Annotated in this window: 12 protein-coding genes and 1 other RNA gene; 5 read left to right on the forward strand and 8 right to left on the reverse strand. The window is 65.3% G+C overall.

The genetic code is table 11. From position 1 onward, the window contains the following. Positions 1 to 6 precede the first annotated feature (6 nt). Both NR187_RS02765 and NR187_RS02770 read left to right on the forward strand, forming a co-directional pair. On the forward strand, positions 7 to 3,165 hold the full coding sequence (locus NR187_RS02765) for an efflux RND transporter permease subunit (protein ID WP_256805665.1): 3,159 nt from the start codon (positions 7 to 9) through the stop codon (positions 3,163 to 3,165). 196 nt (positions 3,166 to 3,361) lie between these two features. Next, positions 3,362 to 4,489, forward strand: a complete 1,128-nt coding sequence (locus NR187_RS02770) for an AAA family ATPase (protein WP_256805667.1) — start codon at positions 3,362 to 3,364, stop codon at positions 4,487 to 4,489. 32 nt (positions 4,490 to 4,521) lie between these two features. Here NR187_RS02770 and NR187_RS02775 read toward each other — a convergent pair whose 3' ends face one another. The 8 genes from NR187_RS02775 to tkt all read right to left on the reverse strand — a co-directional run bounded on the left by NR187_RS02775 (position 4,522) and on the right by tkt (position 14,142). Next, positions 4,522 to 5,307 carry an inositol monophosphatase family protein gene (locus tag NR187_RS02775; RefSeq protein WP_211382134.1) on the reverse strand — a complete coding sequence of 262 codons (786 nt, stop codon included), beginning with the start codon at positions 5,305 to 5,307 and terminating at the stop codon, positions 4,522 to 4,524. An 84-nt stretch (positions 5,308 to 5,391) separates the two neighbouring features. Beyond that, a complete protein-coding gene (locus tag NR187_RS02780) occupies positions 5,392 to 6,468 on the reverse strand; it encodes a tetratricopeptide repeat protein (protein ID WP_211382135.1) in 1,077 nt (358 codons plus the stop codon). Positions 6,469 to 6,476: 8 nt separating this feature from the next. After that, positions 6,477 to 7,166 carry a thiamine phosphate synthase gene (locus NR187_RS02785; RefSeq protein WP_211382136.1) on the reverse strand — a complete coding sequence of 230 codons (690 nt, stop codon included), beginning with the start codon at positions 7,164 to 7,166 and terminating at the stop codon, positions 6,477 to 6,479. A gap of 3 nt (positions 7,167 to 7,169) precedes the next feature. After that, a complete protein-coding gene (locus NR187_RS02790) occupies positions 7,170 to 8,210 on the reverse strand; it encodes a class I fructose-bisphosphate aldolase (RefSeq protein WP_211382137.1) in 1,041 nt (346 codons plus the stop codon). Between the two features lie 296 nt (positions 8,211 to 8,506). Then, positions 8,507 to 9,574: a class II fructose-bisphosphate aldolase gene (gene fba, locus NR187_RS02795; RefSeq protein WP_211382138.1), complete on the reverse strand. Its 1,068-nt coding sequence runs from the start codon at positions 9,572 to 9,574 to the stop codon at positions 8,507 to 8,509. Between the two features lie 68 nt (positions 9,575 to 9,642). Beyond that, positions 9,643 to 10,839: a phosphoglycerate kinase gene (gene pgk / locus NR187_RS02800; RefSeq protein WP_211382139.1), complete on the reverse strand. Its 1,197-nt coding sequence runs from the start codon at positions 10,837 to 10,839 to the stop codon at positions 9,643 to 9,645. Between the two features lie 153 nt (positions 10,840 to 10,992). Beyond that, the gene (gene gap, locus NR187_RS02805; RefSeq protein ID WP_211382140.1) at positions 10,993 to 12,000 is read right to left on the reverse strand and encodes a type I glyceraldehyde-3-phosphate dehydrogenase; all 1,008 of its coding nucleotides are present in this window, start codon (positions 11,998 to 12,000) and stop codon (positions 10,993 to 10,995) included. Between the two features lie 156 nt (positions 12,001 to 12,156). Further along, entirely contained in the window at positions 12,157 to 14,142 is a 1,986-nt protein-coding gene (gene tkt / locus NR187_RS02810) for a transketolase (RefSeq protein ID WP_211382141.1), read from the reverse strand. Positions 14,143 to 14,530: 388 nt separating this feature from the next. Between tkt and NR187_RS02815 the strand changes: the two genes are divergently transcribed. The 3 genes from NR187_RS02815 to ssrS all read left to right on the forward strand — a co-directional run bounded on the left by NR187_RS02815 (position 14,531) and on the right by ssrS (position 15,634). Continuing rightward, positions 14,531 to 14,851, forward strand: a complete 321-nt coding sequence (locus tag NR187_RS02815) for a DUF4164 domain-containing protein (protein ID WP_026232773.1) — start codon at positions 14,531 to 14,533, stop codon at positions 14,849 to 14,851. Further along, complete coding sequence (locus NR187_RS02820) at positions 14,848 to 15,231, forward strand: cell division protein ZapA (protein WP_211382142.1); 384 nt, start codon at positions 14,848 to 14,850, stop codon at positions 15,229 to 15,231. The genes NR187_RS02815 and NR187_RS02820 overlap by 4 nt, the downstream gene beginning before the upstream one ends. Before the next feature lie 241 nt (positions 15,232 to 15,472). After that, positions 15,473 to 15,634, forward strand: a non-coding RNA gene (gene ssrS / locus NR187_RS02825) — 6S RNA. Positions 15,635 to 15,667: the final 33 nt, after the last annotated feature.

Here is a 15,667-nt window from a genome sequence, read left to right on the forward strand (position 1 = left end):
TACGTCATGGCGAGCTTCTTCATCGACAGGCCGATCTTCGCCTGGGTGGTCGCGCTGTTCATCTGTCTGGTCGGCGCAATCGCGATTCCGCTGCTGCCGATCGCGCAGTATCCGATCATCGCGCCGCCCTCGATCTCGATCTCGACCAGCTATCCCGGCGCCTCGCCTGAAAACCTCTACAACAGCGTCACCCGGCTGATCGAGGAGGAGCTCAACGGCGCCTCCGGCATCCTCAATTTCGAATCGACCAGCGACTCGCTGGGCCAGGTCGAGATCATTGCCAATTTCCAGCCGGGCACCGATACCAGCGCAGCCTCGGTCGAGGTGCAGAACCGCATCAAGCGCGTCGAGGCGCGGCTGCCGCGCGCGGTGATCCAGCAGGGCATCCTGATCGAGGAAGCCTCCAGCGCGGTGCTCCAGATCATCACGCTGAACTCGACCGACGGCAGCCTCGACGAGGTCGGCCTCGGCGACTTCATGATCCGCAACGTGCTCGGCGAAATCCGCCGCATCCCGGGCGTCGGCCGCGCCACGCTCTATTCGACCGAGCGCAGCTTGCGCGTCTGGGTCGATCCGGCCAAGCTCGTCGGCTATGGGCTGACCGCCGACGACGTCAACAAGGCCATCGCCGCACAGAACGCGCAGGTCGCCTCGGGCAGCATCGGCGCCGAACCGTCGACGTCGAGACAGCGCACCTCCGCGCTGGTGCTGGTCAAGGGCCAGCTCTCGTCCCCGGACGAATTCGGCTCCATCATCCTGCGCGCCAATGCAGATGGCTCGACCGTGCGCCTGCGCGACGTCGCGCGCATCGAGGTCGGCGGCCTCAGCTACCAGTTCAACACCCGCCTCGACGGCAAGCCGACCGCGGGCCTCTCCGTGCTGATGTCGCCGACCGGCAATGCGCTGGCGACCGCAAGCGCGGTCGAGGAGAAGATGAAGGAGCTGTCGCGCTTCTTCCCGGCCAACATCTCCTACGAGATCCCCTACAACATCACGCCGGTGGTCGAGGCCTCGATCAAGAAGGTGCTGTCGACGCTGGTCGAAGCCATCGTGCTGGTGTTCGTGGTGATGTTCCTGTTCCTGCAGAACATTCGCTACACCATCATCCCGACCATCGTGGTGCCGGTGGCGCTCCTGGGCGCCTGTACCACTCTGCTGCTCGCCGGCTACTCCATCAACATGCTCTCGATGTTCGGCATGGTGCTCGCGGTGGGTATCCTCGTCGACGACGCCATCGTCGTGGTCGAGAACGTCGAGCGCATCATGGCCGAGGAAGGCTTGCCGCCGAAGGAGGCGACGCGGAAAGCGATGTCGCAGATCACAGGCGCCATCATCGGCATCACGCTGGTGCTGATGGCGGTGTTCGTGCCGATGGCGTTCTTCCCCGGATCGGTCGGCATCATCTATCGGCAGTTCTCGGTGACCATGGTCGCCGCGATCGGCTTCTCCGCCTTCCTGGCGCTGTCGCTGACCCCGGCGCTGTGCGCCACGCTGCTCAAGCCCGTCGAAGCCGGTCATGGCCATGCCAAGAGGGGCGTGTTCGGCTGGTTCAACCGCATGCTCGAAGGCGGCAAGGAAGGCTATTCCCGCACCGTCGGCTTCTCGCTGAAGCGCACCGGCCGCTTGATGCTGGTCTATGTCGCGCTGCTCGCCGGCCTGTCCTGGGCCTTCGTCAATCTGCCCGGCGGCTTCCTGCCCGTCGACGACCAGGGCTTCGTCACCACCGACGTGCAGACGCCGTCGGATTCGTCCTACGGCCGCACCGAGGCCGTGATCGAGAAGGTGGAGAAATATCTGGCGCAGCGGCCCGGCGTCGACAACGTCACCTTCCTGACCGGCTTCAGCTTCTCCGGCCAGGGCATGAACACGGCGCAGGCCTTCATCACGCTGAAGGACTGGTCGGAGCGGGGCCCGAAGGAATCTGCCGCCGCGATCGTCGCCGACATCAACCGCGATCTGTCCTCGTCGATCCGCGATGCAAAAATCTCCGCACTGCAGCCGCCGCCGATCGACAATCTCGGCAACTCCTCTGGCTTCTCGTTCCGTCTCCAGGATCGCGGTCAGAAGGGCTATCCGGCCCTGATGCGCGCCGCGGACCAGTTGATCGCGGAGGCCAATGCGAGCCCGGTGCTGCAGAAGGTCTATGTCGAAGGCCTGCCCGAGGCCGGCGTGGTCAATCTCGTGATCGACCGCGAGAAGGCCGGCGCCTTCGGCGTCACCTTCGAGGACATCAACAACACGATCTCGACCAATCTCGGCTCGAACTACATCAACGACTTCCCGAACCGCGGCCGCATGCAGCGCGTCGTGGTGCAGGCCGATGCGCGCGACCGCATGCGGACCGAGGACATCCTCAACTACAACGTCAAGAACAGCCGCGGGCAGCTCGTGCCGTTCTCGTCCTTTGCCACTGTCGAATGGGCGCGCGGCCCGACGCAGATCGCCGGCTTCAACTATTATCCGGCGGTGCGCATCTCCGGCGAAGCCAAGCCCGGCTTCACATCGGGCGATGCCATCGCCGAGATGGAGCGGCTCGCCGGCAAGCTGCCGCGGGGCTTCGGCTATGAATGGACCGGCCAGTCGCTGCAGGAGAAGCTGTCGGGCTCGCAGGCGCCGTTCCTGCTGGCCCTCTCGATTTTCGTGGTGTTCCTGTGTCTGGCCGCTCTCTACGAGAGCTGGACCATTCCGCTCGCGGTGCTGCTCACGGTGCCGCTCGGCATCGTCGGCGCCGTGATCGCGGCGATGCTGCGGGGCTTGCCCAACGACGTCTATTTCACCGTCGGCCTGATCACCATCATCGGCCTTGCCGCCAAGGACGCGATCCTGATCATCGAGTTCGCCAAGGACCTGCGCAAGGAGGGCAAGCCGCTGGTCGACGCCACCATCGAGGCCTGCCGCCTGCGCTTCCGCCCGATCCTGATGACCGGCCTTGCCTTCATCTGCGGCGTGCTGCCGATGGCGATTGCGCATGGCGCCGGCGGCGCCAGCCAGCAGGCGCTCGGCTCCATCGTGATGGGAGGCATGATCGCCGTGGTGATTTTGGCGTTGCTGATGGTGCCGGTGTTCTTCGTCTCGGTGCAGCGCGTGCTGGCGGGGGATCGGGAGCCGAAGGCGGCTAAGGAAGGCGAAGCGTATGGGCCGCCGGCGCCAGCGCGGCCGGGTTAACCTCCGTCGTCATTCCTGGCGCGCCTCTTGGGCACGAGCCCGGAATCCATCGCCCCACCCTGTATGCCGATCAATGGTTTTCGGGCTCGGCTTGCTTTCTCGGGGTCGTCAATCCAGACTGCATCTCTGGATTGAAGGGGCATGTCGCCGCACCGCGCGGCAAATGCACAGACGGCCCGCCAATTGAGAGCATGTGATGCGTCTGACCGACATTGCGATCACCAATTATCGCTCCATCCGGCGGCTCTCCATTCCCATCCATCCCCTGTCCGTGTTTGTCGGTGAGAATGGTGTCGGCAAATCCAATCTCTACAAGTCCCTGTCGCTGTTGCGCGACGCGGCAATCGGGCAGATCACGCGGACGATCGCCGACGAGGGCGGCTTGAATTCGGTCTGCTGGTCGGGCATCCGCAAACGCGGCGAGGATGGGCGACTGCAATTATCGGCGAGATTCGATCGGCTGAGATATTCCATCGAGATCGGATTTCCCAGTCCGGCATCGGCGGCGTTTGCCGGGGAGCCGATGATCAAGGAAGAAAGCATCGAGGCGACGCAGGGCAAGCGAACGGTTCGCTTGATGGAGCGGAGGAATTCGCTCGTCAGCATCCGCGACGACAGCGGCGCATGGGTCAACCACAAGGATGCGGTGCTGCCGTCCGAGCCGGCGCTGGCGGGCTTTTACAACGGCAAGGAATGCCCCGAGATCGATCTGATCAGAAACGCGATGCTGGGCTGGCGCTTCTATCACGATTTCCGCACCGATCCGGCATCGCTGATCCGAAAGCCCTGCCTGGCGATCACGACGCCCTCGCTTAGCGCTGATGGAAGCGACCTGGCTGCGGCCCTGGCGACGCTTTACACCATTCGCGGAGACGCCACCGATTTGCAGGACGCAATCCAGGATGCCTTCCCGGGCGCCGAGCTCCGCGCATGGGAAGAGGGCGGCCGGTGCGAATTCGCTCTTCAACTGGCGGACATGCCGCGGCCGTTCAGGGCCCACGAACTCTCCGACGGGACGCTGAAATACATCTGCCTGCTCGCGGTGTTCATGGGCTACCGGCTGCCGCCGTTCATCGCCCTGAACGAACCCGAGACCAGCCTGCATCCGTCGCTGCTGTCGCCTTTGGCCCGTCTGATCGCCAAGGCATCAAGCCGTGCCGACATCTGGATCGTCACCCATTCGGAACAGTTGATGGAAGCCTTGCGAAGCGAGAGCGCGGTCCCGCTCCGCCGCGTGATCAAGTCAAACGGCGCCACGAATATCGAGGGCCTGACTCTCGGCGGCGAATATCGCGAGGAGGAGCCGGAGGATGACGACTCTTAGCCGTTGCGCATCGAGCCGTCGCGCGACCGCGCCTACTTCCGCAAAATCTTCACAAGCTCCCCGTGCACGAACTCGTTCCCGCACACGACATGCCCGGTCACGACCGGATCACCTGGCGTGTCGATATCCGTCACCGTGCCACCCGCTTCGCGGACCATGATCAGGCCGGCTGCGACGTCCCAGGATTGCAGATTGCGTTCCCAGTAGCCGTCGAGGCGGCCGGCGGCGACGAAGGCCAAATCGAGCGAGGCGGCGCCGAAACGGCGCAGGCCGGCGACGCGGTCCTGGATCGCGGTCATCTCGCGGCGGAATTCCTCGTGGTCGCCGCGGCCGATATGAGGCAGGCCGCAGGCCACCACGCATTCGTTGAGCTGGCGGCGGCCGGCGACGCGCAGGCGCTGGTCGTTGAGGAAGGCGCCCTTGCCGCGTTCGGCGATGTAGAGCTCGTCATTGGCGGGGTTGTAGATCACGCCCGCGATGATCGTGCCTTCGCGCGAAAGACCGATCGAGATCGCGAATTGCGGGATGCCGTGCAGGAAGTTGGTGGTGCCGTCGAGCGGATCGACGATCCAGGTGTGGCTCTTGTCGCTGCCCTCGCGCATTCCCCCTTCCTCGCCGATGAAGCCGTAGCCGGGCCGGGCCTTGGCGAGGTCCTGGTAGAGGATCTCCTCGGCGCGCTTGTCGGCGAGCGAGACGAAATTCGCCGGCCCCTTCAACGAGACCTGGAGATGCTCGATCTCGCCGAGATCGCGCTTGAGGCTGCGGCCGGCGCGGCGCGCGGCCTTGACCATGACGTTGATAGTGGCGGAATACAGCATGTGCTCTGGTCTTGATCGGGGGAAATGGCGCGAAATCGCGCCTGTTTGAGGGATGGGGTGCCCTGCGAGGGGCCCAACGTCAAGTCATTTGGTCCCGAGCCATTTCCTGGCGGCAGCCTCCGCCTTGGCCCGGTCCTCGGCCGGCAGATCGGACAATTGCTTGTCGAGCTCCGGATCGCCCTTGCCGCCGGTCTTGGCCACCAGATGCCATTTAAAGCCCTCGACCTTGTCCACGGGCGTGCCCATGCCATTGATCAGCACCCAGGCCAGCCGGTTCTGCGCGATCGCGCTGCCCTGGCGGGACGCCTTGCGGAGCAGTGCTACGGCTGCCGGCTCGTTCTTCGGCGTGCCGGTGCCGTTGAACATGGCGATGGCATATTCGACCTCGGCATCGACATTGTCGGCCAGCGAGGCGGCCTGGAGCAGCCGCACCGACCGTTCCGGGTCCTTCGGCACGCCGGTGCCTTCCTTGTAGAAGGTCGCGAGCGCATATTGGGCCTCGGGCAGGCCCGCATCGGCGGCCTGGCGCAGCAGTTCGGCGGACCGCTTGACGTCCTGCGGCAGGGTCTGGCCGTCGAGGTAGAGCAAAGCGAGGTTATAGGCCGCCTTGGGCTCGCCGAGCTTGGCGGCGGAGGCCATCAGCTTCACCGCCTCGCCCTTGTCGACCGGGCCGCCACGGCCGGCGATGCGCATCATGGCGAGCGCGAACATCGCCTCGCGGTCGCCGGCGTCGGACGCACGTTTGTACCATTCGAGCGCCTTGGCGTAGTTGCGGCGGATGCCCATGGCGTTGGAATAGAGCTCGCCCAGCATGGTCATCGCCTTGGGATCGCCTGCTTGAGCGCGGGCAGTGGCGAGCTCGAACGCGGTCTTGTACTGGCCGCGCTGGTAGGCGCCGAACACCAGATCGACGTTGGAATTGTCGGTCGGAGGCGCCGGGATCACGGTCGGGGCCGGGGACGGCTGGGGGGAGGCCGAAGGTTTTGGTGCCGGCGCCGCTTCCTTCTTCTTGGTGATCGTATGAGGCGTGGCCTTTGGCTTGTCCTTGGCCTTTTCGGCCGAGGGACTCGGCGTTGCCGCGGGCGGCGTGATCTGGAGCTGCGCGGCCGCGGGCGCCGTCAGCAGCAGCGTGGCCAGCATGGTGATGCGCGGGAGCTTCATGTTGGGCGCTAGCCGTGCTCCTGGCCCGCAGGATTTTTGCCCGCAAGCGCGGTCGCATGGGCCTTCTTGATCACAGCGTCCACCTCGACCAGCGCGGTCCCGGGGCCGCGCGGATCGGCCCAGATGAACTCGCCGACCAGCACGAAATCGGCGCCGCTGACCGCGAAGTCATGGGCTTCGTCGATCGAATTGGCGAAGCCGACGCAGGGCGGCTCGAACAGCTCCGCCCACCAGTCCAGCCGCTCGGCAATCGCCTGGGACGACGGGCGCTGGCCTTTCCCGTCGGGTTCGCCGAACAGCACGTAGTCGGCACCCATCTCGCCCGCATCCATGGAGTGGTGCCGCGTCGTCAGCCCGCCGACGCCGGCGATGCGATCGGGCTTGAGCGATGGCAGAGCCTCTTTCAGCGCGGCGATGCCGGGCAGGTGCGCGCCGTCGGCGCCGCCGCGTGCGACGAGCTCGGCATGGCCGTCGACGAGCAGGGCTGCACCCGCTTTCTGCACGACCGGCGCCAGCGCCTTGATGCGCGAGATCATGGTACGCTGGTCGGTCTCCTTCAGCCGCAGCAGCACGGCCGCGACGTCGGCGGAGCCGAGCAGGCCGGGCAGCTCGGCCAGAAGCGAAGCGGGATCGTCAACGATGGGCGTCGCGAGATAGAGGCGCGGCGCCGGGCGCGGCGGAGGCGATTTGTTCGACAAGATCTAGGCTGCCTTCTGTTCCAGGCTGCTTTGCCATTCGCCCCTGGAGGCGAGGCCATTCATGCGGGCGCGATGACTGAATGCGTGCTGTCCGGCTGCGACATTCTCGGCCTTGCCGGACCAGGCCTTCTGCGGCGCGGCCTGCAGTGCCCGGCCGTAGGAGAAGGTCAGGCCCCAGGGCAGCGGGCCAAGCTTGTGCATGGCGTTGAGATGCGCCGTTGCCTCTTCGTCCGACTGACCGCCGGAGAGGAAGGCGATGCCGGGCACCGCCGCGGGCACGCAGGCCTTGAGCAGCCGCATCGTCTTCTCCGCGACCTCCGCGACGGAAGCCTGCTTCGCGCATTTCTTGCCAGAGATCGCCATGTTCGGCTTGAGCACCATGCCTTCGAGCGCGACGCGCTGCACGCGCAATTCCTGAAACGTCTTGTTGAGCACGCGGCTCGTCACCTCATAGCAGCGATCGATGTCGTGGTCGCCGTCCATCAGCACTTCCGGCTCGACGATCGGCACGATCTGGGCGGCCTGGCACAGCGCCGCGTAGCGCGCCAGCGCATGGGCGTTGACGCCGATCGCGGTCATCGAGGGAATGCCCCGGCCGTCAGAGCCGCTCGCGATATCAATCACCGCGCGCCATTTGGCGAAGCGCGCGCCGCGCTCGTAATATTTCTGCAGGCGCTCGGCGAGCTTGTCGAGCCCGACGGTGACTGTTTCACCCGGGCACATCGGCAAGGCTTGCGTGCCCTCGTCGACCTTGATGCCGGGAATGGCGCCGTTCTGCTCGATCAGCTTGACCAGGGGCGTGCCGTCCTTCGCGTTCTGCCAGATCGTCTCGTCATAGAGGATCACGCCGGAGATGTACCGGCTCATGGCTTCCTTCGAGCGGAACAGCATCTCGCGATAGTCGCGGCGGTTCTCCTCAGTCGATTCCACGCCGATCGCGTCAAAGCGCTTCTTGATGGTGCCGGAGGATTCGTCGGCGGCGAGGATGCCCTTGCCGGGCGCGACCATGGCGGTCGCGATCCTGTTGAGCTCAGTCAGATTCATCGAGAGGTCCTCCCAAAACGATTCTGCCCTTGCCCGTGAAAATAGACCGTTCTCGGGCAAATGCCGAGTTAACGTTCGTCGCAGGGTAAAGGGGGGAGGTCGGGTGGGGTAAGTGTTAGGCCGGTCGGGCGGCTCTTCGCCCCGCTTGCGGGGAGAGGTCGGATTTTACGCGCCGCGTAAAATCCGGGTGAGGGGGTACAGGTCTATCGATAGGGCGCAACTCGCGGAGAGAGCCCCTCACCCCGACCCTCTCCCCGTAAGAACGGGGCGAGGGAGGGATAGAGCGTGCGCCTTGCTTAAGCCACCTTCGGGGCGAGCTCGCCCTTGGCGTAGCGCTTGGCCATCTCGGCGGTGGTCAGGACCTTCTTGATCTTGGAGGCCTGGCCGGCCGTGTTGAATTCCTGGAGCCGCTGCTTGCACAGCTTGGTCATCGCCTCCATCGCGGGCTTCAGGTATTTGCGCGGGTCGAACTCTTCCGGATTGTCCTTGAGCACCTTCCGGATCTGGCCGGTCATCGCCATGCGGTTGTCGGTGTCGATGTTGATCTTGCGCACGCCGTGCTTGATGCCGCGCTGGATCTCGGCCACCGGCACACCCCAGGTCGGCTTCATCTTGCCGCCATAGGCGTTGATGATGTCCTGAAGATCCTGCGGCACCGACGAGGAGCCGTGCATGACGAGGTGCGTGTTCGGCAGCTTGCGGTGGATCTCCTCGATCACGTTCATGGCGAGGATGTCGCCGTCCGGCTTGCGGGTGAATTTGTAAGCACCGTGAGACGTCCCCATCGCGATCGCGAGCGCGTCGACCTGGGTCTCCTGGACGAACTTCACGGCCTCGTCCGGATTGGTCAGGAGCTGGTCGTGGCTCAGCTTGCCTTCGGCGCCGTGGCCGTCTTCCTTGTCGCCCATGCCGGTCTCGAGCGAGCCGAGCACGCCGAGCTCGCCTTCGACCGAGATGCCGCCGAGATGGGCCATGTCGGTCACCGTCTTGGTGACGCCGACATTGTAGCTCCAGTCGCCGGGGGTCTTGCCGTCGGCCTTGAGCGAGCCGTCCATCATCACCGAGGTGAAGCCGGCCTGGATCGCGGTCATGCAGGTCGCGGCCTCGTTGCCGTGGTCGAGATGCACGCAGACCGGAATGTGCGGATAGATCTCGGTCACGGCATCCATCATGTGCTTGAGCATGATGTCGTTGGCGTAGGAGCGCGCACCGCGCGAGGCCTGGATGATGACGGGCGCGTCGACCTGGTTGGCGGCGTCCATGATCGCCAGCGCCTGCTCCATGTTATTGATGTTGAAGGCCGGTACGCCGTAATCGTTCTCCGCCGCATGGTCGAGCAATTGACGCAACGTGATCCGAGCCATCTGTCTTTTTCTCCCGTTTGGGCCTGCAAGGCTGACTTGAAAGGCCGACTGATTACTTGATGCGCAGCTTACTTGACGCGCAACACCTCGACGCCGGGCAGGGGCTTGCCTTCCATCCATTCAAGAAATGCGCCACCGGCGGTCGAGACATAGGTGAAGTCACCGGCCACATGGGCCTGGTTGAGGGCCGCGACGGTGTCGCCGCCGCCCGCGATCGAGATCAGCTTCCTGGCCTTGGTGCGCTCGGCGGCATGCTTTGCGGCCGCGACCGTGCCGCGGTCGAACGGCTGCATCTCGAAGGCGCCGAGCGGTCCGTTCCAGACCAGCGTCGCCGCATCGTCGATCGCGGCATGGACCCGCACGATCGATTGCGGGCCGACGTCGAGGATCATGCCATCGGCCGGGATCGCATCGAGCCCATAGGCGTGCGACGGCGCATTGGCCGCGAAATGATAGGCGACGGTGGCGTCGACCGGCAGGATGATGGCGCAGTTGGCGGCTTCCGCCTTCTCCATGATGCGGAGCGCGGTGGCGGCGAGATCCTTCTCGGCCAGCGACTTGCCGATGCCGACGCCCTGGGCGTGCAGGAAGGTGTTGGCCATGCCGCCGCCGATCACGAGCGCGTCGACCTTGGTCACGAGGTTTTCGAGCAGGTCGATCTTGGTCGAGACTTTCGCGCCGCCGATGATCGCGATGACCGGCTTGCTCGGCGAACCCAGCGCCTTCTCCAGTGCGACGAGCTCGGCCTGCATGGTGCGGCCGGCATAGGCCGGCAGCTTGTGGCCGAGGCCTTCGGTCGTGGCGTGGGCGCGGTGCGCGGCCGAGAACGCGTCGTTGACCCAGATGTCGCCGAGCTTGGCCAGTTCCGCGACGAAGGCCGGATCGTTCTTTTCCTCTTCCTTGTGGAAGCGGGTGTTTTCCAGGCACAGGATGTCGCCGTCCTTCAGCGCCGCCACGGCTGTGGCCGCGGGCCCGCCGATGCAGTCATCGGCGAAAGCGACGGGCTTGTTGACGACCTTCGCCAGCGCCTCGGCGACGGGCTTGAGCGAGTCCTTGGCATCGCGCCCCTTCGGCCGGCCGAAATGCGCGAGCAGGATGACCTTGCCGCCCTTGTCCGAGATTTCGGTGATGGTCGGCGCGACGCGCTCGAGCCGGGTCGCGTCGGTGACGCGCCCGTTGTCCATGGGCACGTTGAGATCGACGCGCAGCAGCACGCGCTTGCCCTTCACGTCGACGTCGTCGAGGGTGCGGAATTTGTTGGTCATCGGACGCTTCCTTGTCCCGGGCGCTACTAGCGGCGCAAAGCGCCGCTGTGCAGAACCGGGACCCACGTTGCAGCGAGTCCCGCGGTTGAATGGGTCCCCGGCTCTGCGTCGCAGCGTTTCACGCCGCGACGCGTCCGGGACACGAGAGCGGAGTTAGATCACCTTCGCCAGCGCGACGGCGGTATCGGCCATGCGGTTCGAGAAACCCCACTCGTTGTCGTACCAGGACATCACGCGCACCAGCGTGCCGTTCTGCACCTTGGTCTGGTCCTCGTGGAAGGTCGAGGAGTGCGGGTCGTGGTTGAAGTCGATCGAGACGTTCGGCGCATTGGTGTAGCCGAGGATGCCCTTGAGCTGCTGCTCGGAAGCGCGCTTCATCGCCGCGTTGATTTCCTTCACGTCGGTGGCGCGCTTGGCGATGATCTTGAGGTCGACGACCGAGACGTTCGGGGTCGGCACGCGGATCGCGACGCCGTCGAGCTTGCCCTTCAGCTCGGGCAGAACGAGGCCGATCGCCTTGGCGGCGCCGGTCGAGGTCGGGATCATCGACATCGCAGCCGCACGGCCGCGGTAGAGATCCTTGTGCATCGTGTCGAGCGTCGGCTGGTCGCCGGTATAGGCGTGGATGGTGGTCATGAAGCCGGTCTCGATGCCGACGAGGTCGTTCAGCACCTTGGCCACCGGCGCGAGGCAGTTGGTGGTGCAGGAGCCGTTGGAGACGACCAGATGATCCCTGGTCAGCGTCTCGTGGTTGACGCCGTAGACGATGGTGGCGTCGGCGCCGTCGGCGGGCGCGGAGACCAGCACGCGCTTGGCGCCGGCGGTCAGGTGCGCGGAGGCCTTGTCCTTCGAGGTGAAGATGCCGGTGCATTCCATCGCGATGTCGATGCCGAGATCCTTCCAGGGCAGCTTCGAGGGATCGCGCTCGGCGGTCACCTTGATCTTGCCGCCTCCGACGCTGATCGTGTCGCCATCGACGGTGACGGTGCCGGGAAAGCGGCCATGGACGCTGTCGAAACGGAGCAGATGGGCGTTGGTCTCGACCGGGCCGAGGTCGTTGATGCCGACGACCTCGATGTCCTTGCGGCCGGACTCGGCGATAGCCCGCAGGATGTTGCGGCCGATGCGGCCAAAACCGTTAATTCCAACGCGGACTGCCATGTTTCGTCTCCTTATGACCGTTCAATGACGTTCGTCATGCCGCACAACGCGCTTAGCGCGCCTGCGAGGGTTTTTTAGGGCGGACGCCCGGTTCGGCCGGACGGTGCTTGATCATATGAGACGTTACCTAGTCCTTTTTTTTGGCAAGCTCAACTCTCAGGAAACGCGCTTCAGCACGGCGTTGACCGCAGCCTCGGCGGTGATGCCGAAATGCTTGTAAAGCTCCTTCGCCGGACCGCTTTCGCCGAAGGAATGCATCCCGATGAATTCGCCGTCCTGGCCGATCACGGCATCCCAGCCCCAGCGCACCGCTGCCTCGATCGCGACCTTCACCGGCGCGTTGCCGACGATTGCGGCGCGCTTGGCCTCTGGTTGCGCTAACAACAGCTCGAGCGAGGGCACCGAGACCACCCGTGACGCGATGCCGCGCTCGGCGAGCTGCTTCTGGGCGGCGACCGCGATCTCGACCTCGGAGCCGGAGGCGAACAGCGTCGCCTTGGCTTCGCCCTGGGCGGCCACCAGCTCGTAGGCGCCCTGGGCGCAAGGCGTGTCGTTCGGCGCATTGGTGCGAAGCTGCGGCAGGTTCTGCCGCGTCAGTGCCAGCACGGTCGGGCCGTCGATGCGGTTCAGCGCGAGCTCCCAGCACTCGGCGACCTCGATGGAATCGCAGGGGCGGAACACGCGCATGTTTGGGATGGCGCGAAGCGCGGCGAGATGCTCGACCGGCTGATGGGTCGGGCCGTCTTCACCGAGGCCGATGGAGTCATGCGTCATCACGTAGACGACGCCCGTGCCCATCAACGCGGCAAGCCGCATCGCGGGCCGCGCATAGTCGGTGAACACCAGGAACGTCGCGCCGTTCGGTGCGAAGCCGCCATGCAGGAAGATGCCGTTCATCGCCGCGCACATGCCGTGCTCGCGGATGCCGTAATGGATGAAGCGGCCCTTCGGCGTCTTGGCCGAGAAGGCGGTCGCCGACTTCGCCTTGTTGTTGTTGGAGCCGGTGAGGTCGGCCGAGCCCGCCAGGAATTCCATCGGCATGGCGCCGGCGATGACTTCGATCACGGCTTCCGAGGATTTGCGGGTCGCCGCAATCATCGGCTTCTCCAGCAGCTCCTTCTTGTAGGCGCGCACCGCCTTGGTCAGCGAGGCCGGACGCTCGTGGCGCAGGCGGCGCTCGAACTCGGCGCGCTTGCGGCTGCCGAGCTCGCCGAGCCGTCCTTCCCATTCCTGGCGAGCCGCCACGCCGCGGCTGCCGGCTGCGCGCCAGGCCTTGAGCACGTCATCGGGCACCGAGAACGGCTCGAGCGAGATGCCGAGATTTTCCTTGGCGGCCTTGAGCTCGTCGGCGCCGAGCGCCTCGCCGTGCACCTTCGACGTGCCGGCCTTGTGCGGCGCGCCGAAGCCGATGGTGGTGCGGCAGGCGATCAGCGTCGGCTTGCCGGATTTTTTGGCGCGGGTGATGGCGTCGGCGATCGCGGCCTGGTCGTGGCCGTCGATTTTCTCCGCGGCCCAGCCCGCGGACTTGAAGCGCTTCACCTGGTCGACGGAATCGGAGATCGAGGTCGGGCCGTCGATCGAGATGCCGTTGTCGTCGTAGAGAACGATCATCTTGTTGAGCTTCCAGTGCCCGGCCATCGCGATCGCTTCCTGCGACACGCCTTCCATCAGGTCGCCGTCGGAGGCGAGCACATAGGTGTGGTGGTCGACGATCTTCTTGCCGAACTCGGCGGCGAGCATCTTCTCGGCGAGCGCCATGCCGACCGCGGTCGAGATGCCTTGCCCGAGCGGGCCGGTGGTGGTCTCGATGCCCTTGGTGCGGAAATTCTCGGGATGCCCCGGGGTCAGCGAGTCGACCTGGCGGAACTGCTTGATCTGGTCCAGCGTCATTTCGGAATTGCCGGTCAGGTACAGCAGCGCATACAGCAGCATCGAGCCGTGCCCGGCCGAGAGCACGAAGCGGTCGCGATCCGGCCAGCTGGGTGCGGCGGCATCGAATTTCAGGAACTGCGTGAACAGCACCGTGGCGATGTCGGCGGCGCCCATCGGCAGGCCCGGATGGCCCGATTTCGCCTTCTCGACGGCGTCCATCGCAAGGCCGCGGATCGCGTTGGCCATACGGGAATGATCGACCTTCGTCATGTCTGAAATCCGTCTGATATGAGGCGCTTGTGGCGGTATTCGCCGCGCCGGAAGGAGCCTTTCGGCCGCTGGGGTCGCGGCTGGGGATAGCATCTCGGTTCCGGGAGTCCAAGGCAATCAAACGCCGGTTTGGCCGCAAAAGTTGCTTACGGCATGATCCGGAAAAGTGGCGGGCCGGTTTTCCGACGAGATCATGCCCGAGAGGAACTGCTGGATCGGGATGAATCTCATCCCGATCTAGCAGTGCATAGTTTCGCGGCGGCGTTGCGCTTGGCTAGCTTGCCACGTAAATTTCTGCTTCTAACCGCTTGCCGAACCGAGTCTTTTGCCGGACGGCAAGCCCCAGGGTAAAGGCCACCCATAGGCCACAGGTTCCGCCGCTGACTGCATGAACGATCGCGTTTCCAACAGCTCTGCCATGACGGAGTCCTCGGCCGTCGAGATCGAGATCGCGACGCGCAGGCTCATGGCGGCGCTCGACTCGCTCGAAAGCGCTGTGGAGCGTCGGCGCGATGCCGATCGCGACGAGAACGAGCTCGCGGCGCGGATCCAGGCGCTGGGCGCGGACCGTTCACGGCTTGCCGATGAGCTCGACGGTGCGCTGGTCAAGGCGCGCAAGCTCGAGCGCTCCAGTCGCGAGATCTCCGATCGGCTGGATTCCGCCATCGTCACGATACGCTCGGTGCTCGATACCGGAGAGGACGGATGAGCCACATCAACGTCACCATCAACGGCCGGCAATACCGCATGGCCTGCGAAGAGGGCCAGGAGGTGCGGCTGCTCAAGCTCGCCGAAAGCCTGGAGACGCGGATCCAGTCCCTGCGCGGAAAATTCGGCGAGATCGGCGATGCCAGGCTCACCGTGATGGCGGCGCTGACCGTTTGCGACGAGCTGGTCGACTCGGGCAATCGCATCCGCACCATGGAGCAGGAGCTGACTGAACTGCGGGATTTCCGCAATGCCGCCGTGGAGCGCGCCAGGATGACGCAGACCGCGGTGGTGAATGCACTGAATGCCGCCGCCGAGCGCATCGAGAAGTCGACCCAGGTCCTGAACCGGACCGTCGGCAACGGCATCGCCATCGGGTAGGGGCGCTGCTGCCACACGGGTGGTGCGCTCCCTCCCCCGCATGCGGGGGAGGGTTGGGGAGAGGGTGTCTCCACGATCGAGGACCCCCAAGAGGAAAGAGCCCTCACCCGCGCCTTCGGCGCGACCTCTCCCGCAAGCGGGAGAGGTTAAGCGAGCCAGCGGCGCGAGCAACCAACCCAAATATCATCGCGCCCTATGCGCCGGGCTGGCGATTCGTCAGTATCGTTGTTACATTGCCAAAGCGAGGCTGCGACGCGCGTCCGGAGCCATAATATCCCCGGGGCCTTATCGATCCTTTAGGGAACTGTCCCTGGCCGAGCCCGTGGGCTCGGACATATGGTGCCCACCTACTTTCGTAGGGAACTCCGGGATCGAGTGCTTCAACGGCGTTCGCGGCTTCGCACTGTTGCTTCCTTCCGGTTCGTGCCTGTCGAAA

It is taken from the genome of Bradyrhizobium sp. Bra64, from assembly GCF_024519875.1.
Taxonomy (GTDB): Bacteria; Pseudomonadota; Alphaproteobacteria; order Rhizobiales; family Xanthobacteraceae; genus Bradyrhizobium; species Bradyrhizobium japonicum_G.